The organism is Streptomyces sp. NPDC001880, from assembly GCF_053594575.1.
In genome coordinates this window covers 21,610-44,154 of sequence record NZ_JBSFET010000028.1, presented here as the reverse complement: position 1 = coordinate 44,154, position 22,545 = coordinate 21,610, and the positions used below count along the sequence as shown (strand labels likewise).

16 protein-coding genes are annotated in these 22,545 nt (G+C 69.5%); 9 read left to right on the top strand and 7 right to left on the bottom strand.

Annotated features, from left to right (window positions below; genetic code table 11):
* Window position 1 precedes the first annotated feature (1 nt).
* The 5 genes from ACWCQ6_RS17980 to ACWCQ6_RS17960 all read left to right on the top strand — a co-directional run bounded on the left by ACWCQ6_RS17980 (window position 2) and on the right by ACWCQ6_RS17960 (window position 5,469).
* On the top strand, window positions 2–1,774 hold the full coding sequence (locus tag ACWCQ6_RS17980; RefSeq protein ID WP_451090261.1) for an SDR family oxidoreductase: 1,773 nt from the start codon (window positions 2–4) through the stop codon (window positions 1,772–1,774).
* Window positions 1,771–2,745 carry a MerR family transcriptional regulator gene (locus tag ACWCQ6_RS17975; RefSeq protein WP_451090201.1) on the top strand — a complete coding sequence of 325 codons (975 nt, stop codon included), beginning with the start codon at window positions 1,771–1,773 and terminating at the stop codon, window positions 2,743–2,745. The genes ACWCQ6_RS17980 and ACWCQ6_RS17975 overlap by 4 nt, the downstream gene beginning before the upstream one ends.
* 148 nt (window positions 2,746–2,893) lie before the next feature.
* Window positions 2,894–3,436 (top strand): RNA 2'-phosphotransferase, encoded by a 543-nt coding sequence (locus ACWCQ6_RS17970; RefSeq protein ID WP_451090199.1) that lies wholly within the window; start codon window positions 2,894–2,896, stop codon window positions 3,434–3,436.
* A 123-nt stretch (window positions 3,437–3,559) separates the two neighbouring features.
* The gene (locus ACWCQ6_RS17965; protein ID WP_451090197.1) at window positions 3,560–4,471 is read left to right on the top strand and encodes an LLM class flavin-dependent oxidoreductase; all 912 of its coding nucleotides are present in this window, start codon (window positions 3,560–3,562) and stop codon (window positions 4,469–4,471) included.
* A 131-nt stretch (window positions 4,472–4,602) separates the two neighbouring features.
* Window positions 4,603–5,469, top strand: coding sequence for a Cof-type HAD-IIB family hydrolase (locus ACWCQ6_RS17960; protein ID WP_451090195.1), 867 nt, complete (start codon window positions 4,603–4,605; stop codon window positions 5,467–5,469).
* Between the two features lie 45 nt (window positions 5,470–5,514).
* Here the strand turns inward: ACWCQ6_RS17960 and ACWCQ6_RS17955 are convergent, their stop codons facing one another.
* From ACWCQ6_RS17955 to hisC, 5 genes are all read right to left on the bottom strand, one after another.
* Window positions 5,515–7,218, bottom strand: a complete 1,704-nt coding sequence (locus ACWCQ6_RS17955; protein ID WP_451090193.1) for a GAF domain-containing sensor histidine kinase — start codon at window positions 7,216–7,218, stop codon at window positions 5,515–5,517.
* A 57-nt stretch (window positions 7,219–7,275) separates the two neighbouring features.
* Window positions 7,276–10,833, bottom strand: coding sequence for a thiol reductant ABC exporter subunit CydD (cydD, locus tag ACWCQ6_RS17950; RefSeq protein ID WP_451090191.1), 3,558 nt, complete (start codon window positions 10,831–10,833; stop codon window positions 7,276–7,278).
* 106 nt (window positions 10,834–10,939) lie between these two features.
* Entirely contained in the window at window positions 10,940–11,941 is a 1,002-nt protein-coding gene (cydB, locus tag ACWCQ6_RS17945; RefSeq protein ID WP_451090189.1) for a cytochrome d ubiquinol oxidase subunit II, read from the bottom strand.
* A gap of 18 nt (window positions 11,942–11,959) precedes the next feature.
* Window positions 11,960–13,468: a cytochrome ubiquinol oxidase subunit I gene (locus ACWCQ6_RS17940; protein ID WP_451090187.1), complete on the bottom strand. Its 1,509-nt coding sequence runs from the start codon at window positions 13,466–13,468 to the stop codon at window positions 11,960–11,962.
* 290 nt (window positions 13,469–13,758) lie between these two features.
* Window positions 13,759–14,838: a histidinol-phosphate transaminase gene (gene hisC / locus ACWCQ6_RS17935; RefSeq protein ID WP_451090185.1), complete on the bottom strand. Its 1,080-nt coding sequence runs from the start codon at window positions 14,836–14,838 to the stop codon at window positions 13,759–13,761.
* Window positions 14,839–15,211: 373 nt separating this feature from the next.
* On the opposite strand from hisC, the gene ACWCQ6_RS17930 reads away from it, so the two are divergent.
* The 3 genes from ACWCQ6_RS17930 to ACWCQ6_RS17920 all read left to right on the top strand — a co-directional run bounded on the left by ACWCQ6_RS17930 (window position 15,212) and on the right by ACWCQ6_RS17920 (window position 18,563).
* Window positions 15,212–16,324 (top strand): LacI family DNA-binding transcriptional regulator, encoded by a 1,113-nt coding sequence (locus ACWCQ6_RS17930; RefSeq protein WP_451090259.1) that lies wholly within the window; start codon window positions 15,212–15,214, stop codon window positions 16,322–16,324.
* A 173-nt stretch (window positions 16,325–16,497) separates the two neighbouring features.
* Entirely contained in the window at window positions 16,498–17,556 is a 1,059-nt protein-coding gene (locus ACWCQ6_RS17925) for a metallophosphoesterase (protein WP_451090183.1), read from the top strand.
* Window positions 17,557–17,738: 182 nt separating this feature from the next.
* Window positions 17,739–18,563 carry a hypothetical protein gene (locus ACWCQ6_RS17920; protein ID WP_451090181.1) on the top strand — a complete coding sequence of 275 codons (825 nt, stop codon included), beginning with the start codon at window positions 17,739–17,741 and terminating at the stop codon, window positions 18,561–18,563.
* Between the two features lie 113 nt (window positions 18,564–18,676).
* On the opposite strand, the gene thiC is transcribed toward ACWCQ6_RS17920, so the two are convergent.
* On the bottom strand, window positions 18,677–20,491 hold the full coding sequence (gene thiC / locus ACWCQ6_RS17915; protein ID WP_451090179.1) for a phosphomethylpyrimidine synthase ThiC: 1,815 nt from the start codon (window positions 20,489–20,491) through the stop codon (window positions 18,677–18,679).
* Window positions 20,492–20,648: 157 nt separating this feature from the next.
* On the opposite strand from thiC, the gene ACWCQ6_RS17910 reads away from it, so the two are divergent.
* Window positions 20,649–22,010 carry a YibE/F family protein gene (locus ACWCQ6_RS17910; RefSeq protein ID WP_451090177.1) on the top strand — a complete coding sequence of 454 codons (1,362 nt, stop codon included), beginning with the start codon at window positions 20,649–20,651 and terminating at the stop codon, window positions 22,008–22,010.
* An 82-nt stretch (window positions 22,011–22,092) separates the two neighbouring features.
* Here the strand turns inward: ACWCQ6_RS17910 and ACWCQ6_RS17905 are convergent, their stop codons facing one another.
* The gene (locus ACWCQ6_RS17905; RefSeq protein WP_451090175.1) at window positions 22,093–22,530 is read right to left on the bottom strand and encodes an SsgA family sporulation/cell division regulator; all 438 of its coding nucleotides are present in this window, start codon (window positions 22,528–22,530) and stop codon (window positions 22,093–22,095) included.
* Between the last annotated feature and the right edge of the window lie 15 nt (window positions 22,531–22,545).

The window sequence follows — 22,545 nt, the reverse complement described above, 5'->3', positions numbered from 1 at the left end:
GCTGGACCTGCCGGGGGCGCGAGAGCGCCGGGTGCGTACGGGCGGAATCGAGCTGTGCGTCGTCGAGTTGGGCGAGGAGGGGCGGCCGACGATCGTCCTGGTGCACGGCTATCCGGACAGCAAGGAAGTCTGGACGGAGGTCGCGAGCCGGCTGGCCGACCAGTGGCATGTCGTGCTGTACGACGTGCGCGGACACGGCCGGTCGACGGCCCCGAAGCCACTGCGCGGCGGATTCACCCTGGAGAAGCTCACCGATGACTTCCTGGCCGTCGTCGACGCGGTGAGCCCGGACCGGCCGGTCCATCTCGTCGGGCACGACTGGGGTTCGGTGCAGTCCTGGGAGTTCGTCACGGTCAAGCGGACCGAGGGCCGGATCGCCTCGTTCACCTCGTTGTCCGGCCCCTCGCTCGACCACTTCGGGCACTGGATCAAGCAGCGGATGGCCCGGCCCACCCCGCGCCGGGTCGGCCAGTTGCTGGGCCAGGGCGCCAAGTCCTGGTACGTCTACATGCTGCATACGCCGGTCCTGCCCGAGCTCGCCTGGCGCGGCCCGCTGGGCAAGCGGTGGCCGGGGATGCTCCAGCGGCTGGAGAAGGTACCGGCGGGCGACTACCCGACGCCCTCGCTGCCCGACGACGCGGCGCACGGCGCCTGGCTGTACCGCGACAACGTCCGCGCCCGGCTGAGCCGGCCGCGCACCGACGCCTACGCACATGTGCCGGTCCAGCTGATCACACCGACCGGTGACGTCTTCCTCTCGGAGAAGCTTTACGACCAGCTGGAGCTGTGGGCACCGCAGCTAATGCGCAGATCGCTGAACGGCAAGCACTGGGTGCCGCGTACCAGGCCGGACCAGCTCGCCGCCTGGACAAGCGAGTTCGTCGCCGCGAACGAGGCGGCGAAGGAGAACGGCGGCCCGGTGCAGGACACCGCCCCGACCGGGGCGTACGCGGACAGGTTCGGCGGCCTGCTGGTCCTGGTGACGGGCGCGGCCGGAGGCATCGGCCGGGCCACCGCCTTTGCCTTCGCCGAGGCGGGTGCCCGGGTGGTGGCCGTGGACCGGGACGCGGAGGGAGCGGCCAGAACGGCCGAGATGGCCCGGCTGATCGGCGCCCCGGCCGCCTGGGGCGAAGCAGTCGACGTCAGCGACGAACAGGCGATGGAGAAGCTCGCCGAGAAGGTCGCCGCCGAGTACGGAATCGTCGACGTCCTGGTCAACAACGCGGGGATCGGCCTGTCCGGCTCTTTTCTGGACACCACGAGCGAGGACTGGAAGAACGTCCTCGACGTCAATCTGTGGGGGGTCATCCACGGCTGCCGGATCTTCGGCAGGCAGATGGCCGAGCGCGGCCAGGGCGGCCATATCGTCAACACGGCCTCCGCCGCTGCCTATCAGCCGTCCAGAGCGCTGCCCGCGTACAGCACCTCCAAGGCGGCCGTGCTGATGCTCAGCGAATGTCTGCGGGCCGAACTCGCCGAGCGGTCGATCGGGGTCAGCGCCATCTGCCCCGGCATCGTGAACACGAACATCACCGCGACGACACGCTTCGCCGGCGCCGACGCCGCGGAGGAGAAGCGCCTGCGGAAGCAGACCGGCCGGCTGTACGGGCTGCGCAACTACCCGCCGGAGCGGGTGGCCGACGCGATCCTCAAGGCGGTGGTGCGCAACCAGGCCGTCGTGCCGGTGACCCCGGAGGCCCGCGGCGCCCGGCTGCTGTCCCGGTTCAGCCCCGGCGCGCTGCGCGGGATCGCCCGGCTGAAGCCGCCGCTGTGAGCGGCCCCGGGCGGTCGTCGGCGGGCCGGCAAGCCGCCGCCGAGTACCGGATCGAGGGCCTGGCGCACGCAAGCGGGGCCACGGTCCGCACGATCCGCGCCTACCAGGACCGCGGTCTGCTGCCGACACCGGAGCGGCGCGGCCGGGCCAATGTGTACCGGGACATCCATCTCGCCCGGCTCCGGCAGATAGCCGATCTGCTGGACCGCGGCTACACCCTGGCCAGCATCAAGGAGCTCCTGGACGCCTGGGACACCGGCCGCGGGCTGGGCGGGGTGCTCGGGCTGGTCGCCGAGGTGCACAATCCCTGGACGGACGAACAGGCCGACCTGATCACCCGGGACGAGTTGAACCTCAAGTTCGGCGGCACCTCGGACGACGAGGCGGTCGCCGAGGCGGTGGAGCTCGGTGTGCTCGAACCGATCCCGGGCAGGGAAGGGGAGTTCCTGGTGCCGAGCCCACAGGAACTGTCCGTGGCAGTCGAGTTGCATGCGGCGGGAGTGCCGCTCGGAGCGATATCCGGGCACCTGAGGGAACTTCGCGGTCAGGTGGAGCAGATCGCCTTGCGCTTCCTGGAGTTCACCACCGAGCATGTCTTCGCGCGCTATCTGGGCCATCGGCCGCCGACCGACTCGGAAGCGGCCGAGGCAGCCGCCATGGTACGCAGGCTGCGCCCGCTCGCTCAGCAGACCGTGGATGCGGAACTGGCCCGAGCGATGCGCCTGTTCGCCACCGGGCATCTGTATCACCACCTCGGTGCGGACACCCCGCTCGGCGCGGATTCTCCATCATTCGCGCCCCAGAGTGTGGATCTCCCGCAGGGCACAATCCGGGCTGTTCAACAGCTGGTTGGACCGGAGAACGTTCCGGCCTTTGTCGCAGCCGCAACAGAACGCGAGGTGCAATCAAGGACATTGGACTCGCTTGTTTCACCCGGCTTCAAACTTGGGCAAGTTGACCAAAGTGATTAATTCTACATGACCTTGTCCACAGAATCGCCAATTAGCCTGTGGATAAGTTGAACTGACTGTGGATCAAACCTGTGGACGAAAATTACTTCGGCACATCGTGAGCGAAACCCGGATGCGCCGGGGACGCCGTCGCGGGCACCCTGGCGGTATGGATGAAAGACGCACCGTCAAGGTGTCCAAGTACCTCTCGAAACACCTGCGCCATCAGCCGGAGCGGATCGGCATCACGCTCGACGCAAACGGCTGGGTACCGATCGACACGCTGCTGCGCGCCACTGCCCGCAACAACTTCCCCCTCACCCGGACCGAGCTCGACCATGTCGTCGCCGTCAACGACAAGCAGCGCTTCGCCGTCGAGAACGACCGGATCCGCGCGAGCCAGGGCCATACGGTCCCGGTGGACCTCGCCCTGCCGCCGGCCGAACCGCCCGCGTACCTCTACCACGGCACGGTGGGCCACGCGCTGGACTCGATCCGGAGCGAGGGCCTGCGGCCCATGGACCGCACGCACGTCCACCTCTCGTCCGACCGCGAGACGGCGACCAGGGTCGGCGCCCGGCGCGGCCGGCCCGTCGTCCTGTCCGTGCACGCGGGCGCGATGCACCGCGCGGGCCACACCTTCTACGTCAGCGCCAACGGCGTCTGGCTCACCGCCTCCGTGCCGCCCGAGTTCCTGCGGTTCCGCGACTGACCGGCGGTACCTGGTCCGGCGCCCCGTCCCGTGCCCTGCCGCACGTTCGCGCCCTGTCCCGTGTCCTGCCGCGCCGAAAAAACGCACACCTGCACGAATCGGTCCCGGCGCCTTCCGGCCCGTATGGTCGTATCCATGCGTCTGAGCACCGTGATTCTGCCGATCCACCGCTGGAGCGAGGGCCAGAAGCTCTGGCAGCGCGCCGAGCAGCTCGGCTTCCATGCCGCCTACACCTACGACCACCTGGCCTGGCGGACCTTCCGCGACGGCCCCTGGTACGGCGCCCTGCCGACCCTCACCGCCGCCGCCACGGCCACCACGCGGCTCCGCCTGGGCACCCTCGTCACCTCCCCCAACTTCCGGCACCCCGTCACGCTCGCCAAGGAACTCATCACGCTCGACGACATCTCCGACGGGCGCCTCACCCTCGGCATCGGCGCCGGCGGCAACGGCTTCGACGCCACGACCCTGCGCCGCAGCGACGAGGAAGCGTGGACGCCGCGCGAACGGGCCGACCACTTCGACGAGTTCGTACCGCTGCTCGACCAGCTCCTCCGTAACCCCTCCGTGTCGCACGAGGGCACGTTCTACTCGGCGAACGAGGCCCGGAACATCCCCGGCTGCGTGCAACGGCCCCGGCTGCCGTTCGCGGTGGCCGCGACCGGCCCGCGCGGCATGAAGCTCGCCGCCCGGTACGGCCAGGCCTGGGTCACCACGGGTGACCCGAAGCTGTACGAAACAGGGACCCCGGCGCAGTCCGTCGAGGCCATCCGGGGGCAGCTCGCCAAGCTGGGCACGGCCTGCGAGTCCATCGGCCGGGATGCCGACGAGCTGGACAAGATCCTTCTCACCGGCTTCACCCCGGACCGCCCGCTGCAGTCCTTCGACGCCTTCGTGGACTTCGCGGGCACCCACTTCGCCCTCGGCTTCACCGAGATCGTCGTCCACCTGCCGATCCCCGACTCCGACTTCGCGGCGGACGACAAGGTCTTCGACCGCATCGCCACCGAGGGCCTGGCCCAGCTCGGCCACTGACCCGGCCACCACCACCAGAACCGGTCCCCCTCTGGCATATGCAAACGGCATGTTCACCTGGTCAGGGGCGTGCATTCTCAGATGCGCGCCCCTCCGCACGCCCGTGCACCCTCGTGCGCGAGAATGGGCGGGTGACCTCAGCTACCGACTCGCCTTCGCCTGCCGCAATCCGGCTGATCGCCACCGACCTGGACGGCACCCTGCTCCGTGATGACAAGACGGTCTCCGACCGCACGGTCGCCGCGCTCGCCGCTGCCGAGGAGGCCGGTATCGAGGTCTTCTTCGTCACCGGGCGCCCGGCCCGCTGGATGGATGTCGTCAGCGACCATGTGCACGGCCACGGCCTGGCGATCTGCGCCAACGGCGCGGCGGTCGCGGATCTGCACGCCGGCGGCGAGCTGGTCAAGGTCCGGCCGCTGGAGCGCCCCATCGCCCTCGATGTGGTCCACTCGCTGCGCGCCGCCGCCCCCGGCACCTCCTTCGCCGTCGAGCTGGCCACGGGCATCCACTACGAACCGGACTACCCGCCGTTCCACCTGGACCCGTGCGCCTCGGTCGCCGTCGCCGAGAAGCTGCTGCACGAGGAGACGAGCGGCACCGGCGTCCCTGTGCTGAAGCTCCTCGCCCACCACGCCGAACTGACCCCGGACGACTTCCTCGACCTGGCCCGTACGACGGCCGGGGACCGGGCCTCCTTCACCCGGTCCAGCCCCACCTCCCTGCTGGAGGTCAGCGGTCCCGGGGTCTCCAAGGCCAGCACACTGGAGCTCTGCTGCGCCGAACGCGGCATCTCGCCCGCCGAGGTCGTCGCCTTCGGGGACATGCCCAACGACGTGGAGATGCTGAGCTGGGCGGGCACCTCGTACGCGATGGGCAACGCCCACCCGGCCGCGCTCGCCGCCGCCACCGGCCGGACCGGCACCAACGGCGAGGACGGCGTCGCGGTCGTCATCGAGCGGATCATCGCCGGGCGCCTGGCGTCCAGCGCCGGGCGCTGAGCCCCTCCGGGGAGGGACAGGCCGCCCGGCCACTCTCCCACACCCTCAGAGGGGCACCTCCCACACCACCGTCGTACCGGCTCCGTCCTCCCCGATCCCGGGGCCGAACCAGCTCGCGCCGCCGAGCGACTCCGCCCGGCGCGCCAGGTTCCGCAGCCCGCTGCGCCGGCCGCCCTCGGGGATGCCCACTCCGTCGTCGGCGACCGACAGCCGCACGGCCTCCCGCCCGTCGGGCAGCGTGACAGTCGCGTCGACGACTACGTCGATCAGCGACGCCTCGGCGTGCCGGAAGGCATTGGACAGTGCCTCCCGCAGCGCCGCGATCAGGTTCTTGCCGGTCAGCTCGCCGACCAGTGAGTCGACCGGGCCGAGGAAGCGGTGCGAGGGCTTGAAGCCCAGCGGCACCGCCGCCATGTTGATCTCGCGCAGGACGCGGGTACGGAGCCCCGACGGCGCCTCGGTGGGTTCCTGCTGCAAAGCGAAGATCGCGGTGCGGATCTCCTGGATGGTCACGTCCAGCTCGTCGACCGCCCGGCCGACCCCGGTCTGCACCTCGGGCACCACCGACCGGCGCTGGGCGCTCTCCAGCATCATCCCGGTGGCGAACAACCGCTGGATGACCAGATCGTGCAGATCGCGGGCGATCCGGTCCCGGTCCTCGTAGACCGCGAGCCGCTCCCGGTCCCGCTGTGCCTCGGCCATCATCAGCGCGAGCGCCGCCTGTGAGGCGAACTGGGTGGCGAGGGTCCGCTCCGCCTCCGTGAACGGTCTGCCGCCCCGGGCGCGGGGGGTGGCGAGCGCGCCGAGCACCCGCCCGCCGCTGTGCAGGGGCAACAGCATGCTCGGGCCGTACCGATGGGCCAACCCGGTGATCATGCGGGCGTCATCGGCCGAATCGTCCACGAAGACCGCCTCGCCGCCCAGCAGCTTCGCCGCCACCGGGCTCTCGGGCCCGATGATCACTCCGAGCAAGGAGGAGGGGTCGTCCGCGGAGACGGCGACGATCTCCAGCCCGCCGTCCTCGGTGGGCAGCAGCACCACCCCGGCGGCGGCGTCGGCGAGCCGGCGTGCCTGTTCGGCGACGACCGAGAGCGCGTCGTCGGCGTCCCCGCCGGAGAGCAGGGCGGTCGTCACGGCCACCGATCCGTCGATCCACCGCTCGCGCTGGCGTGCCGCCTCGTACAGCCGGGCGTTGCCGATGGCGATCCCGGCCTCCGTGGCGAGCACCCGCACCATGTGCAGGTCGTAGTCGTTGAACTCGCCACCCTCCTTCTCGGCCAGATAGAGGTTCCCGAAGATCTCTCCCTGTACGCGGATCGGAACGCCGAGAAAGGTCCGCATCGGGGGGTGGCCGGGCGGAAAACCGGCGAACCTCGGATCGGCCGTCAGATCGGCGAGCCGCACCGGCACCGGGTCGTGGATCAGCGCGCCCAGCAGCCCCCGGTGCCCGTCGGGGCGGTGGCCGATCTCCTCCGCCACCTCGTCCGGCACCCCGTACGTGACGAAGTCGGAGAGCCCCTCGCCCTCCTTGTCGACGACGCCGATGGCGGCATAGCGGGAGTGGGTGAGTTCGGCGGCCGTCTCGCAGATCCGGTCAAGGGTGGAGTGCAGTTCCAGGCCCGCACCGACGGAGCGCATGGCCTCCAGCAGCTGGGGGATGCGGGCGGTGATTTCGGTGGACAGGCCCTGCAGGCTGCGGGTCGCCTGGGTAGCGGCTTCGAGTGAGTCCTTCGGGTCCTGCTCCGGCATACCCCGAGAGTAGTTAGTCCAGATTGGGGAGGAAAGTCGGATGTTGTGTCGCACGGCTCATGCCCGCGTACCCACGGCTTCCTCCGGCACCCGCACGGTCACCCGCTCGACCATCGCTCCACCCGGTACCCGCGCAGTCTCCCGCTCTCGCTCCAGCATCCTCCGCAAGGGACCTTCCCCGGCGGTGAGATCGGCGTACGGGCCACGCTGCACGATCCGGCCGGCGTCCAGCACCAGCACCTCGTCGACGGCTCCGAGCCCCTCCAGACGATGGGTGATCAGTACGGTCGTGCGCCCCTCGGTGGCGGCCAGCAGATCCGCCGTCAGGGCGTCCGCGGTCGCCAGGTCGAGATGCTCGGCGGGCTCGTCCAGGACGAGGACGGGGAAGTCGGCGAGGATCGCCCTGGCCAGGGCGAGGCGTTGGCGCTGACCGCCGGAGAGGCGTGCGCCGTGCTCGCCGACGAGGGTGTCGAGCCCGTCGGGCAGCGCCTCGGCCCAGTCGAGCAGCCGGGCCCGGCCGAGGGCGGCGCGCAGTTCCTCGTCCGTCGCGTCGGTGCGGGCCAGCCGCAGATTCTCCCGGATGGAGCTGTCGAAGACATGGGCGTCCTGGGCGCACAGCCCGACGTACCGCCGGACCGTGTCCCCCTCCAGCGCACCGGCCTCGACCCCGCCGATCCGGTACGTCCCCTCCCGCGCGTCGAGGAAGCGCACCAGGATCTGCGCGAGGGTCGTCTTCCCGGAGCCGGAGGGCCCGACGACGGCGATGCGCCGGCCGGCCGTCAACGTCAGGTCGACAGCGTCGAGGGCGTCCTGTTCTGCTCCCGGGTAGCGGGCCGAAAGCCCCCGTACCTCCAGCGGGAAGGGCGATGCGGGCGCCTCGGCCGGGCTGCCGGGTTCGTGTACCGGCAGCGGCGCGTCCAGCACCTCGAACACCCGCTCCGCGCTCCGCTCGACCCGCCTGCGGTACTGCGCGGCGAGCGGCAGTCCGGTCACGGCCTCGAAGGCGGCCAGCGGGGTGAGCACCACCACCGCGAGTTCCACGCCCGCGAGCCGGCCGTCGTGCACGGCGGGAAGGGCGACGAGCGCGGTGGCGACGACGGTGAGGCCGGCGATCAGGGTGGTCAGGCCGGTGCCGAGTGCGGTGGCGGTCGCCGCACGGGCGGCGATGCGGGTCAGTACGCCGTCGGCCTCCCGGGTCCGTTCCGCGCGGGCGGGCAGGGCACCTGCGACGGTCAGTTCGGCGGTCCCGCCGAACAGGTCCGTGATCCGGGTGGCCAGTTCGGCGCGTGCGGGAGCGAGCCGGCGTTCCGTGTGGCGGGAGCAGGCAATGCTGACCAGCGGCACTCCCACCCCGGCCAGCAGCAGCCCGGCGGCCAGTACGACGCCCGCGGCCGGCAGCATCCAGCCGATGAATCCGGCGGCCGCCACTCCGACGACCACGGCGGTCCCGGCGGGCAGCATCCAGCGCAGCCAGTAGTCCTGCAGGGCATCCACGTCGGCGACGAGCCGGGAGAGCAGGTCCCCGCGCCGGGTCCGGCGCAGACCGGCGGGCGCGACGCGCTCCAGGCCCCGGTAGACCGCGACGCGCAGCTCGGCGAGCATCTTGAGCACCGCGTCGTGCGACACCAGGCGCTCGGCGTAGCGGAAGACGGCCCGCCCGATTCCGAAGGCGCGGGTCGCGGTCACGGCGATCATCAGATAGAGCACCGGGGGCTGTTCGGAGGCGCGCGAGATCAGCCAGCCGGAGACGGCCATGAGCCCGACGGCCGAGCCCACGGCGAGGCTGCCCAGCAGCAGCGCCAGTGCCAGCCGGCCGCGCTGTGCCCCCGCGGCCTCCCGGACCCTTGCCAGGACCCGCCCGGAGCGGGCCGCGGTGTCCCGCAGCGCCTCGGGCTCCGGTGCCTCCTCGTTCCGGTCGGAGCGAGTGTTCGTCGGGCGCGGCGCGGTCGCGGACGCCCCGGTCCTCGCCGGCCGCGCCGTCGCGGACGGTTCGAGGGTCACCACCCGGTCGGCCACCGAGAGCAGCGCCGGGCGGTGCACGACCAGCAGCACGGTCCGTCCCGCCGCCAGCCGCCGTACCGCCTCGACGATCCCCGCTTCCGTCTCGCCGTCCAGACTCGCGGTCGGCTCGTCGAGCAGCAGCACCGGGCGGTCGGCGAGGAAGGCCCTGGCGAGCGCCAGCCGCTGCCGCTGTCCGGCGGAGAGGCCGGCGCCGTCCTCGCCGATCAGTGTCCGCTCCCCGTCCGGGAGTTCCGCCACGAATTCGTACGCTCCGGCGTCCCGCAGCGCGGCCGTCACCGCGCCGTCGTCGGCGTCCGGCCGGGCCAGTCGTACGTTCTCCGCGATGGTGCCCGCGAAGAGATACGGGCGCTGCGGCACCCAGGCGATCCGCTCCCGCCACTTCTCGGGCGCGAGCGTCGCCAGATCGACGCCGCCGACCCGTACCCGTCCCTCGTCGGGCGCCGTGAAGCCGAGCACCACATCGAGCAGGGTGGACTTCCCGACGCCGCTGGGTCCGACCAAGGCCACGGTCTCCCCCTCGTCCACCACCAGCGAGGCCCCGTCCAGCGAGGGTTCGGACCGGCCCTCGTGCCGTACGGTCACTCCCTCCAGCTCCAGCCGCAGCACGCCGGGGACGTCCGCCGTGCCGCCCTGCCGGGGCTCGGTCTCCAGGACCGCGAAGATCTCCTCCGCGGCCGAGAGCCCCTCGGCTGCCGCGTGGTACTGCGCTCCGACCTGGCGGATCGGCAGATAGGCCTCGGGCGCCAGGATCAGCACCACCAGGCCGGTGTAGAGATCGAGTCCGCCGTGGACCAGCCGCATGCCGATGGTGACGGCGACGAGGGCCACCGACAGCGTCGACAGCAGTTCCAGGGCGAAGGACGACAGGAACGCGATCCGCAAGGTCCGCAGTGTGGCCCGGCGGTACTGCGAGGTGATCGTACGGATGGACTCGGCCTGCGCCTTGGCGCGACCGAAGACCTTCAGCGTCGGCAGTCCGGCGACCACGTCGAGGAAGTGTCCGGAGAGCCGGGACAGCAGCCGCCACTGGCGGTCCATCCGGGACTGGGTCGCCCAGCCGATCAGGAACATGAAGAGCGGGATGAGCGGCAGCGTGACGACGATGATCGCCGCCGAGACCCAGTCCTCGGTGACGATCCTGGCGAGGACCGCCACCGGCACGACCACCGCGAGTCCGAGCTGCGGCAGATAGCGCGCGAAGTAGTCGTCGAGCGCGTCCACACCACGGGTCGCGAGCGCCACCAGGGAGCCGGTGCGCTGTCCGTTCAGCCAGCCGGGGCCGAGCGCCGCGGCCCGCGCCAGCAGCCGACCGCGGAGTTCGGACTTGACCGCCGCGCTGGCCCGGTACGCGGCCAGTTCGGTCAGCCAGGACACCAGCGCGCGGCCGAGCGCGACCGCGGCAAGCAGGATCAGCGGGGTCCGCAGCCCGGAGACCGTCAGTCCGTCCTCGAAGCCGCCCACCACCACTTCGGCGATGAGCATGGCCTGGGCGATGACCAGCGCGGCGCCGATGGCTCCGAGCACCACCACGGCTGCCAGGAAGAGGCGGGTGGCGCGGGCGTAACGAAGCAGACGCGGGTCGATCGGTTTCACGTGAAACAGCCCCTAGCAAGCTCGGTCGGTGGACCAGGGTCTGTCCGGCGGATCGGGTTCGGTCCGGTGTCCCGGCCACGATCCGCCGGACAGGCTTCGGATGCGTTCAGTGTGCGTCGGCGATGTGCTGCGTGCCGATGCGCTTGCGGAACACCCAGTACGTCCAGCCCTGGTACAGCAGGACGAGGGGGGTGGCGATCCCCGCACACCAGGTCATGATCTTCAGTGTGTACGGGGTGGACGAGGCGTTGGTGACCGTGAGGCTCCAGGCGTCGTTCAGCGAGGACGGCATGACGTTCGGGAAGAGCGTCAGGAAGAGCATCGCGACCACGGCTGCGACGGTCACCCCGGAGAACGCGAACGACCAGCCTTCGCGTCCCGCCGCGATCGCGACGATCGCGGCGACCAGCGCCACCACGGCGATGATCATCGCCAGCAGGCTCCAGCCGTCCCCGTTGTCGAGCTGGGTCCAGGTCAGGAAGCCGAGCGCGAGCACCGCGGTGACGATCCCCAGCTTCAGCGCCAGCCTACCGGCCCGCTCCCGGATGTCCCCGACCGTCTTGAGCCCTGCGAACACGGCGCCGTGGAAGGTGAAGAGGGCGAGCGTGACCAGTCCGCCGAGGATGGCGTACGGGTTGAGCAGGTCCCAGAAGTTGCCCACGTACTCCATGTCGGCGTCGATCTTCACACCACGCACTATGTTCCCGAAGGCCACGCCCCAGAGCAGGGCGGGGAGCAGCGAGGTCCAGAAGATGGCGTGTTCCCAGTTGGTCTGCCACTTCTCGCCGGACCGCTTGGCCCGGTATTCGAAGGCGACCCCGCGCACGATCAGGCAGACCAGGATGAGCAGCAGCGGCAGGTAGAAACCGGAGAACAGGGTGGCGTACCACTCGGGGAAGGCGGCGAAGGTCGCACCGCCCGCGGTGAGCAGCCACACCTCGTTGCCGTCCCAGACGGGCCCGATCGTGTTGATCAGAACCCGCCGCTCCTTGCGGTCGCGGGCCAGCAGCTTGGTCAGGACGCCGATCCCGAAGTCGAATCCCTCCAGGAAGAAGTAGCCGGTCCAGAGGACGGCGATGAGTACGAACCAGACGTTGTGGAGTTCCATCTCTCAGCTCCTCTGCTCTCAGTAGGAGAAGGCCATCGGCCGGTCGGCGTCTTCATGGTCGCCGCCGATCTTGGTGGGCGGGTTGAGGTCGGCCTCGGTGAGCTCCGGCGGACCTGCCTTGATGTACTTCACGAGCAGCTTGACCTCGACGACCGCGAGCGCGGCGTAGAGCAGGGTGAAGCCGATCATCGAGGTGAGCACCTCAGCCTGCGAGACGCCGGGGGAGACCGCGTCGCGGGTCTGGAACACTCCGTAGACGACCCAGGGCTGGCGGCCCATCTCGGTGAAGATCCAGCCCCAGGAGTTGGCGATCAGCGGGAAGAGCATCGTCCAGAGCGCAAGGATCCAGTAGCACTTGGCGAACTTCGGGCTGAGTGCCTTGTTCTTGAAGAGGACCAGATTCGGCACTTCGTCCTCACCGGTCCGCAGTCCCGGCGGCAGCATGAACTTCTTCCGAGTCAGCCACAGTCCGAGGATGCCGAGGGCGAAGGACGCCATCCCGAAGCCGATCATCCAGCGGAAGCTCCAGAACGCGACCGGGATGTTGGGCCGGTAGTCGCCGGGGCCGTACTTCTCCTGCTCGGCCTTGTTGATGTCGTTGATGCCGGGGACGTACGAGGTGAAGCTGTCGTCCGCGAGGAAGGACAGCATCCCCGGGATGGAAATCTCCACGGTGTTGTGGCCCTTGGCCACATCACCGACCGCGAAGAGCGAGAAGGGCGCCGATTTCTGGCCATCCCAGAGCGCCTCGGCAGCGGCCATCTTCATCGGCTGCTGCTTGAACATGACCTTGGCGAGTATGTCGCCGCTGACGGCGGTGAGCAGTCCGGAGATGACCACGGTCACCAGGCCGAGCCGCAGCGAGGTCCGCATCACCGGGATGTGCTTCTTGCGCGCCAGGTGGAAGGCGGCGATGCCGACCATGAACGCGCCGCCGACCAGGAAGGCCGCAGTGATGGTGTGGAAGAACTGGGCGAGCGCGGTGTTCTGGGTGAGCACGAGCCAGAAGTCGGTGAGCTCGGCCCGGCCCCGTTCCTCGTTGATCCGGTAGCCGACCGGGTGCTGCATCCAGGAGTTGGCCGCCAGGATGAAGTAGGCGGACAGGACCGTCCCGAGGGAGACCATCCAGATACAGGCGAGGTGGATCTTCTTCGGCAGCTTGTCCCAGCCGAAGATCCACAGCCCGATGAAGGTGGACTCGAAGAAGAACGCGATCAGTGCCTCGAACGCGAGCGGAGCACCGAAGATGTCACCGACGAACCGCGAGTAGTCGGACCAGTTCATGCCGAACTGGAACTCCTGGACGATGCCGGTGACGACGCCCATGGCGATGTTGATCAGAAAGAGCTTGCCCCAGAACTTCGTCGCCCTGAGGTACTTCTCGTTGTTCGTCCGGACCCAGGCCGTCTGCAGGCCGGCGGTGAGCGCGGCGAGCGAGATCGTCAGGGGGACGAACAGGAAGTGATAGACGGTAGTGATACCGAACTGCCATCGCGCCAAGGTTTCCGGCGCCAGAGCTAGCTCCACGTCGTCTTCTCCTTACGTCGCCGTAATCACACCGGCAGTTTGCCCTTTAAATCCGACTAATGACGGGAGGAACAGGACACGTTTGTGAACGCGTTCACATTCACAAATATTATGACGCACACACTTTCGGGACGTTCGGGCGGGGTACCCCTCTTGGGACGTTCTGATCAATCCGCCCGAACCAGACGCCCCGGAAGCACCACGGCCCCCGGCAGCGAGAAGGCCCCGCGCCTCGTCGAACGAGGTACGGGGCCCTGGCCCTGGGTCGCGCAGTCGGCCTGCGCGACCGCCTACAGCTCCTTGCGGTACGACTCCGCCACCTTCAGGAACAGGTCGTTCGCCTCGTCCTCCCCGATCGTGACCCGCACACCCTCGCCCATGAACGGCCTGACCACCACTCCGGCTCGCTCGCACGCCGCGGCGAAGCCGGCGGTACGGTCCCCGAGACGCATCCAGACGAAGTTCGCCTGGGAGTCCGGAACCGTCCACCCCTGGCCGGCCAGCGCCCGCTGCACCCGCTGGCGCTCGGACACCAACGAGCCCACCCGACCCAGAAGTTCGTCCTCGGCGCGCAGCGAGGCGACCGCCGCGTCCTGCGCGAGCTGGCTGACGCCGAAGGGCACCGCCGTCTTGCGCAGCGCGGCTGCCACCGGCTCGTGGGCCACGGCGAAACCGACCCGCAGCCCCGCCAGGCCGTACGCCTTGGAGAAGGTCCGCAGCACCGCCACATTGGGCCGGTCCCGGTAGATCTCGATGCCGTCCGGCACCTCGACGTCCCGGATGAACTCCCGGTACGCCTCGTCGAGCACCACGAGGACATCGCCCGGCACCCGGTCCAGGAACCGTTCCAGCGCGGCCCGGCGCACCACGGTGCCGGTCGGGTTGTTCGGGTTGCAGACGAAGATCATCCGGGTGCGGTCCGTGATCGCGTCCGCCATCGCGTCGAGGTCGTGCACCTCACCGTCGGTCAGCGGCACCTTCACCGAGGTCGCACCGCTGATCTGCGTGATGATCGGGTACGCCTCGAAGGAGCGCCAGGCGTAGATGACCTCGTCACCCGGGCCCGAGGTGGCCTGGAGCAGTTGCTGCGCCACACCGACCGATCCGGTCCCGGTGGCGAGGTGGGACAGAGGCACACCGAAACGCTCGGCCAGCTCGTTCATCAGGCCGGTGCAGGCCATGTCCGGGTAACGGTTGAAGTTGGCGGCCGCGGCCAGGGCGGACTCCATCACCCCGGGCAGCGGCGGATAGGGATTCTCGTTGGAGGACAGCTTGAACGCGACCGGTCCGCCGGCCGCGGCCGGCTTGCCCGGTACATAGGCGGGGACGCCGTCCAGCTCGGCGCGCAGCTTGGGGCTCGTCTCGCTCACCGCAGGTCCTCCTCGACCGTCTCTGTACACATCAATACTGCTCACCTTATGAGGATTGGGCGCCGCTGCGAATGGCCCCGGGCGCCCAATCGTCCGGTGCGGCCAGGAATGGGGGGAGCGCTCCCGCTTCCAGCGCGCGCCGGTGGCTCACTCCGTGGCGCGCGTCCCCCGAAGAGGTGAGATGAGACCTCTTCGAGACATCGGCCATTTAGTAGGCCCATCGACTTCGACACATGACACACCACGGCCATCCCCAACAACATCCTTTGTTTGCAAGGAATTTGACCGTTAATGATCATGCAAAAACGTGCCTGTCAACAAGGGAATGCGCGACCGGGCCAACCGCCCCTCCGAGCCCTACTATCGGCTCGCCATGACAGCAGCAGGGAAGCACCAGGTGAACCGGACGGACACACCCCGGCGCGGCGGCCGGCAGGGACGAGCGGGAATCCGGGATGTGGCCGCCGCCGCCGGAGTCTCCATCACGACCGTCTCCGACGCGCTCAACGGCAAGGGCAGGCTCCCGGACGCCACCCGCCGCCATGTCCGCGAGGTCGCAGAGCGCCTGGGCTACCGCCCTTCCGCCGCGGCCCGCACCCTCCGTACCGGCAAGTCCGGCCTCATCGGCCTGACCGTGACGACCTACGGGGACGAACCCTTCACCTTCACCGAATTCGCGTACTTCGCCGAGATGGCCAGAGCGGCCACCTCCGCCGCGCTCGCCCGCGGCTACGCCCTCGTCATCCTGCCCGCCACCTCACGCCACGATGTCTGGTCGAACGTCGCCCTCGACGGCACCGTCGTGGTCGACCCCTCCGACCAGGACCCGGTCGTCACCGAACTCGTACGCCAGGGGCTGCCCGTCGTCTCCGACGGCCGTCCGGCCGGCACCCTCCCGGTCACCGCCTGGGTCGACAACGACCACCGGGCCGCCGTGCTCGACCTGCTCGACCATCTCGCCGCCGCCGGAGCCCGCCGCATCGGCCTGCTCACCGGCAACACCACCGACACGTACACCCGTCTCTCCACCAGCGCGTACCTCCACTGGTGCGAGCGCGTGGGCCAGGACCCGGTGTACGAGTCCTACCCGGCCCACGACCCGTGCGCGAGTGCGGTCGCCGCCGACCGCCTGCTCGCCCGCCCGGACCGGCCCGACGCCGTCTACGGGCTCTTCGACCCCAACGGCACCGATCTGCTGGCGGCGGCCCGCCGGTACGGACTGCGCGTCCCCGAGGACCTGCTGCTGGTCTGCTGCAGCGAGTCCGCCGTGTACGCGACAACCGAACCCCCCATCACCACCCTCTCGCTCAAGCCGCGCCGAATCGGCACGGCAGTCGTCCAGCTCCTGATCGACGCCATCGAGGGCGTGGATCAGGAGGGACCGGTGGAACAGGTCATACCGACCGAACTCATCGTGCGGACCTCCTCGCAACGCCGTCCACCCCGTACCACGGTCAGCGCGCCCCGCTCTCCGGCAGGGGATTGATCGGGTTATTTCGGACCAATCGGCTGGTGAACCCGACGTGCGTCCGGATTCACCACCCCTGGTGCGTCACACAGCACGATCCGCATTCCTATGATGGGCGCACGACACCGCGGACCGCCCCGACCAGCAGGGCCCGTCAGGTGTACGGCGGCGCGACGGTGGTGGAGGGGTCGATGACACAGGGGGCCGGTCAGGAACCCGTGGTGCGGACTGCGACGTTGCGCGACTTCCGCGTACCGCCCTATGCCCAGACCCCGGTGCCGCCATCACCACCGCACCCGGGCAACGCCGTACCCGGCGACGAGCCGCCGGAGGGATACACCCCCACCGCGCGCGATCTTCCCGTGATCAACCGCGGTGACACCCTGGAGGTGACGGCCGTCCCCGACCCGCGGCCCGTCCCGGACCAGGGCCTCGGACCGCTGTACGTCGTCGGCGACGTCCACGGCTATCTTGACGAGCTCCACGCCGCCCTCGCCGAGCAGGGCCTGATCGACGCCGACGGCAAGTGGGCGGCGGGCAATGCCCGGCTCTGGTTCCTCGGCGACTTCACCGACCGGGGCCCCGACGGCATCGGGGTCATCGACCTCGTGATGCGCCTGTCCGCCGAAGCCGCGGCCGCCGGCGGCTACTGCAAGGCCCTGATGGGCAATCACGAACTGCTGCTCCTCGGCGCCAAGCGGTTCAGCGACACCCCGGTCAACTCCGGCGCGGGCACCGCCACCTTCCAGGCCGCCTGGCTGCTCAACGGCGGCCAGAAGAACGACATGGAGCGGCTCCAGGACGTCCACCTCCAGTGGATGTCCCGCCTCGACGCGATCGTCGAGGAGGACGGGCATCTGCTGATGCACTCCGACACGACGGCCTACCTCGAATACGGCACCACCATCGAGGACGTCAACGACACGGTGCACGCCATCCTCACACGCAACGACGCCGACGAGTGCTGGGACCTCTTCCGCAAGCTCACCAAGCGGTTCGCCTTCCGCGACGAGGCGGGTCCGCAGGCCGTCCGGGAGCTGATGGCGACCTACGGCGGACAGCGCATCGTCCATGGTCACAGCCCCATTCCGTACCTCCTGGGAGAGGTCGGTTCGGAGGACGGCGAGGACGGCTCCGGCCCCGTGGTCGAGGGTCCGCACGTGTACGCGGACGGGCTCGCCATCGCGATGGACGGCGGAGTGACCATGGCCGGAAAGCTACTGGTCGTCCAACTGCCCCTGCATGACTGACGTTCTTCTGGGAAGACGCTCCCAGGAACTGAGCACGCCGAACACCGGGCCTATTTACGGAAACCCCCTGTCACCCCGTGCCGTGGGCGCTCTACCATCGGCGTATCAGTAGCAGGCTCTCCTCCGTTTCCGCCCAACTGCCCGTCCTGAGCGGGCATTCAGGCCCGACGGAGCATCGGGGGATGCACATGAACAGCGCTCCGCACCTGCTGGCCGAGGACCGACCCGAGTACGAGCGGATCCTCGACGACGCACTGCGCCATGCCCATGAACGGCCGGATCTGGCCGCGGTCGGCGAACGGCTCAACGCCGTGCAGCTGCGCACCATGGCGCTGGACGCCACGGAATTGATCACCTCCACGGCCGCCACCGAGTACAGGCACTATGTGCAGGCCCGGGAGGAACTGCGCGGCTCCGCCGAAGGAGAGGACCAGGACGCGGGCCCCGGGTCCACTGCCGCCCGTCCGCACCGGTCGGGCGCCGGCATAGGAGCCGTGGTCACCGTTCTGGCACCGGTGCTCGCCGGTACCGCCGCGTTCATATTCCTGCTGGCCGGCTATCTGCTGAGGCTGCTCGACCCACCACCGTCGTTCGCCTCCACCATGGTCTCCGCCGGCTGGTTCTTCGCGGCGGTCACCGCTGCAGCCATGCTGGCCGCAGCCGTCGGGCTGCTCATCACCGCACTGCGCAACGGATCGGACTCGCAGCCCGTCGACGACGAGGAGGACGAACTGCCGGAGGACGTGGCACGGGCCAGGGAAGCGTGGCGCCATGCCCTGCTGGAGCGCGGCATCCTGCCGTTCCTGCGGGACGCGCTCGCCGATCCCGAGGCCGGTCCCGCCGCACGCACCCCGCTGCCCTCGGCAAACCGCATCCCGAAGGTCGGCTACAGCCGGCCGGACTTCTCCAGCCCGGACGACGGCCCGGCGGCGGGGCCCCGCCCGACATTCACCTCACCGGACTTCACCGGCCCCGACTTCGGCGGCCCCGAGCACGAGCCGGACTGACCGGGTCCGCACACCGGCCCAACGGCGTGACCGGTCGCCCCGAACGCCGGAGCCTCCGGGGCGGTCGCTCGGGTCTGTCCGGCCACGATCCGCGGACAGACCCGAGTCCCGGATCAGTCCGCGATCGGCAGATAAACCCGGCTGCCGGCCGCCGCGAACTCCTTGGACTTCTCCGCCATGCCCGCCTCGATCTCCGCCTGCGAACCGCCGTGCTCGCGCCGGATGTCCTGGGAGATCTTCATCGAACAGAATTTCGGTCCGCACATCGAGCAGAAGTGCGCCGTCTTCGCCGACTCGGCGGGCAGCGTCTCGTCGTGGAACTCCCGTGCGGTGTGCGGGTCGAGAGCCAGATTGAACTGGTCCTCCCAGCGGAACTCGAAACGGGCGTCGGAGAGCGCGTCGTCCCAGTCCTGCGCGCCCGGGTGCCCCTTGGCGAGATCCGCCGCATGCGCCGCGATCTTGTAGGTGATGACGCCGGTCTTCACATCGTCCCGGTTGGGCAGGCCGAGGTGCTCCTTCGGCGTGACGTAGCAGAGCATCGCCGTGCCCCACCACGCGATCATCGCCGCACCGATGCCTGAGGTGATGTGGTCGTACGCCGGCGCGACATCGGTGGTCAGCGGGCCGAGCGTGTAGAAGGGCGCCTCCTCGCAGATCTCCTGCTGGAGGTCGATGTTCTCCTTGATCTTGTGCATCGGGACATGGCCAGGACCCTCGATCATGGTCTGGACGCCGAACCGCTTGGCGACCGCGTTCAGCTCGCCCAACGTGCGCAGTTCGGCGAACTGCGCCTCGTCGTTGGCGTCGGCGATCGAGCCGGGGCGCAGCCCATCACCCAGCGAGTACGTCACGTCATAGCTCGCGAGGATCTCGCAGAGCTCCTCGAAGTGCTCGTACAGGAACGACTCCTTGTGGTGCGCTAGGCACCACGCCGCCATGATCGAGCCGCCGCGGGAGACGATGCCGGTCTTGCGGCGGGCGGTCAGCGGGACGTACGGCAGGCGCACGCCGGCGTGGACCGTCATGTAGTCGACACCCTGCTCGGCCTGCTCGATGACGGTGTCCTTGTAGATCTCCCAGGTCAGTTCCTCCGCCCGGCCGTCGACCTTTTCGAGAGCCTGGTAGAGCGGAACGGTGCCGATCGGCACGGGGGAGTTGCGCAGAACCCACTCACGGGTGGTGTGAATGTTGCGGCCGGTGGACAGATCCATGACGGTGTCGGCGCCCCAGCGCGTCGCCCACGTCATTTTTTCCACCTCCTCCTCGATGGAGGACGTCACCGCGGAGTTGCCGATGTTGGCATTGACCTTCACCAGGAACCGCTTGCCGATGATCATCGGTTCGGTCTCGGGGTGGTTGACATTGGCCGGCAGCACGGCCCGGCCGGCCGCGATCTCCTCACGTACCACCTCGGGCTCGACGTTCTCCCGGATCGCCACGTACTCCATCTCCGGGGTGATCTCGCCCCGGCGGGCGTACGCGAGCTGGGTCACCGGCTGCCCGTCGCGACTGCGGCGCGGCAGGCGCGGGCGGCCGGGGAAGACCGCGTCGAGGTTGCGCAGCCCTTCCCCAAGCTCTCGGCTTTGCTCGAGCAGGGGAGACCCCATTCGCGGCGAGGTGTGCTTGAGCCCGTCGTCCTCTGGGCGGGCGGGGCGGCCCGGGTACTCCTCGGTGTCGCCGCGGGCGACGATCCAGTTCTCCCGCAGCGGTGCGAGGCCGCGGCGGACATCGGTCTCGACGGTGGGATCGGTGTACGGACCCGACGTGTCGTACAGCGTCACGTCCTTGCCGTTGGTGAGGTGCACCTGACGAACCGGCACCCGGAGGTCAGGGCACGAGCCCTGGACGTACCCCTTGTGCCAGCCGATGGACTTCCCGGCCTCGTCGCCCTGGTTCGAGGCAGGCGTGCGTGCGTCCGCTGTGGTCATGAGACCTACTCCCTACGCCGGCATTACCCGGTAACAGGTTCGGCGGTCGGCGCAGCTCCTCCCGTACGGACGTACGGATATCAGCGCCCTCTCAGCCCGGTGCTCCGAGCTCCCGCGTGTGCAAAGGTCCCTCCACGCTAGCGCCCCGTCCGGCGCAATGAACAGAGGGCCCGTCCCTTCTTGCGATGATCGGCCGGTGACGTCCCTCCATATCGACCACGAAACGCAGGGCCATCAGCACGGCCACTCGCACAGCCACGGCCCTGCCGCACCCGTCTCCAGACATCTGCGCAAGGTCATCGCGGCCGTACTGATCCCGTTCGCCACCGCCGTCCTCGTCGGTCTGGTGGCGCTCTGGCCGGGCGGTGCACCGTCGCACGAGCGGACCGGCGTCGGATTCGACCGGCAGACCCAGCAGGGAAAGGTGGTGAACATCGACATGGTGGACTGCAAGGACGTGAACGCGGTTCAGACGCCCATGAGCGGGGACACCACACCGCCCTCGGGCAGCGGAAGGGGGCCGTGCAAGAAAGCCACGGTCGAGGTGACGACCGGTCACGACAAGGGCCGGACCTTCGTCGAGATCGTCCAGCCCGACGCCCCGCGCCAGTTGCGCGAGGGTCAGGGCGTGGTCGTGGCGTACGCCCCGGACGCGCCCCGCGATCTGCAGTACTCGGTGACGGACGTCAACCGGAAGTTCCCGATGACCCTGCTGGCTGGGATCTTCGCCCTGGTCGTGGTCGCGGTGGGCCGCATGCGCGGAGTGATGGCACTGGTCGCACTCGCGGTGTCGTTCGCCGTGCTGACCCTGTTCATCCTCCCGGCCATTCTCCAGGGCTCGAACCCGCTGCTCGTCGCGGTGGTCGGGGCCAGCGCCATCATGCTGATCGCGCTCTACATGTGCCACGGCCTGACCGCTCGCACCTCGGTCGCGGTGATCGGCACGCTGATCTCACTGCTGCTGATCGGACTGCTCGGATCACTCTTCATCGGCTGGGCGAACCTGACCGGCAACACCGATGACAACACCGGCCTCATCCACGGCCTGTACCCGCACATCGACATGAGCGGTCTGCTGCTGGCCGGTGTCATCATCGGTTCGCTCGGGGTCCTCGACGACGTGACCGTGACCCAGACCTCAGCGGTCTGGGAACTGCACCAGGCGAACCCGACGTTGGGCGTGCGTGGCCTCTACCGGGCAGGGATCAGGATCGGACGCGACCACATCGCCTCGGTCGTCAATACGCTGGTGCTCGCCTACGCGGGCGCCGCGCTGCCGTTGCTGCTGCTCTTCTCCATCGCGCAGAGCAGCATGGGGACGGTGGCCAACAGCGAGCTGGTGGCGGAGGAGATCGTACGAACGCTGGTCGGCTCGATCGGACTGGTCGCCTCGGTGCCGGTGACGACGGTGCTCGCTGCGCTGGTCGTCTCCGCAGACCGCACAGAACTCGGCGCGGAAGCCGGAGCTTCGGCACCCGTACGGGCCGGGAAAGGCCGTCGTCGTAGGACGAAGCCTTGATCGTCTCCGTCAGGGTGAGCAATTCACCCATTTGGCCGGTGCCGTGTTCGACCGGTGAGCCGGTCGGCGACGCCCGTTCCTGTCAGCCGGCGTTCTGTTCCTCGGCGAGGATCCGGCCCAGGGCGTCCTCCAGATTGCCCTCGAAATCACCCAGCGTGCACTCCTGCCCAAGCGGCACAAGCTTGTCGGTCCGGTCGAGAAATGCCACAAGTGGCGCCGTACCGGCCCTGAAGAGAGCCCGGTCCTCGCCGACCTGAAGACGGATGTGTACGTCGCAAAGTCCCTCGGGCTCAGTGGGTCCGATGTGCACATCACCGTCACCACTGGGGCTATTGAGGCCGTCGAGCAGCAGCTCACGGCCGAATGCCCAGGTGACGGGGGCGTCACCTGGCAGATGGAAGGTCATCCGGATCGCATACGGATCGCAGACCTCGTACCGGAGCTCCACCGGGATCCGAAAAGAGAGTTCCTCGGAAACGAGGAAGCTCATCATGACCTCAGCTTGAACCGACTCGCGCATCGTTCAACCCCGCAG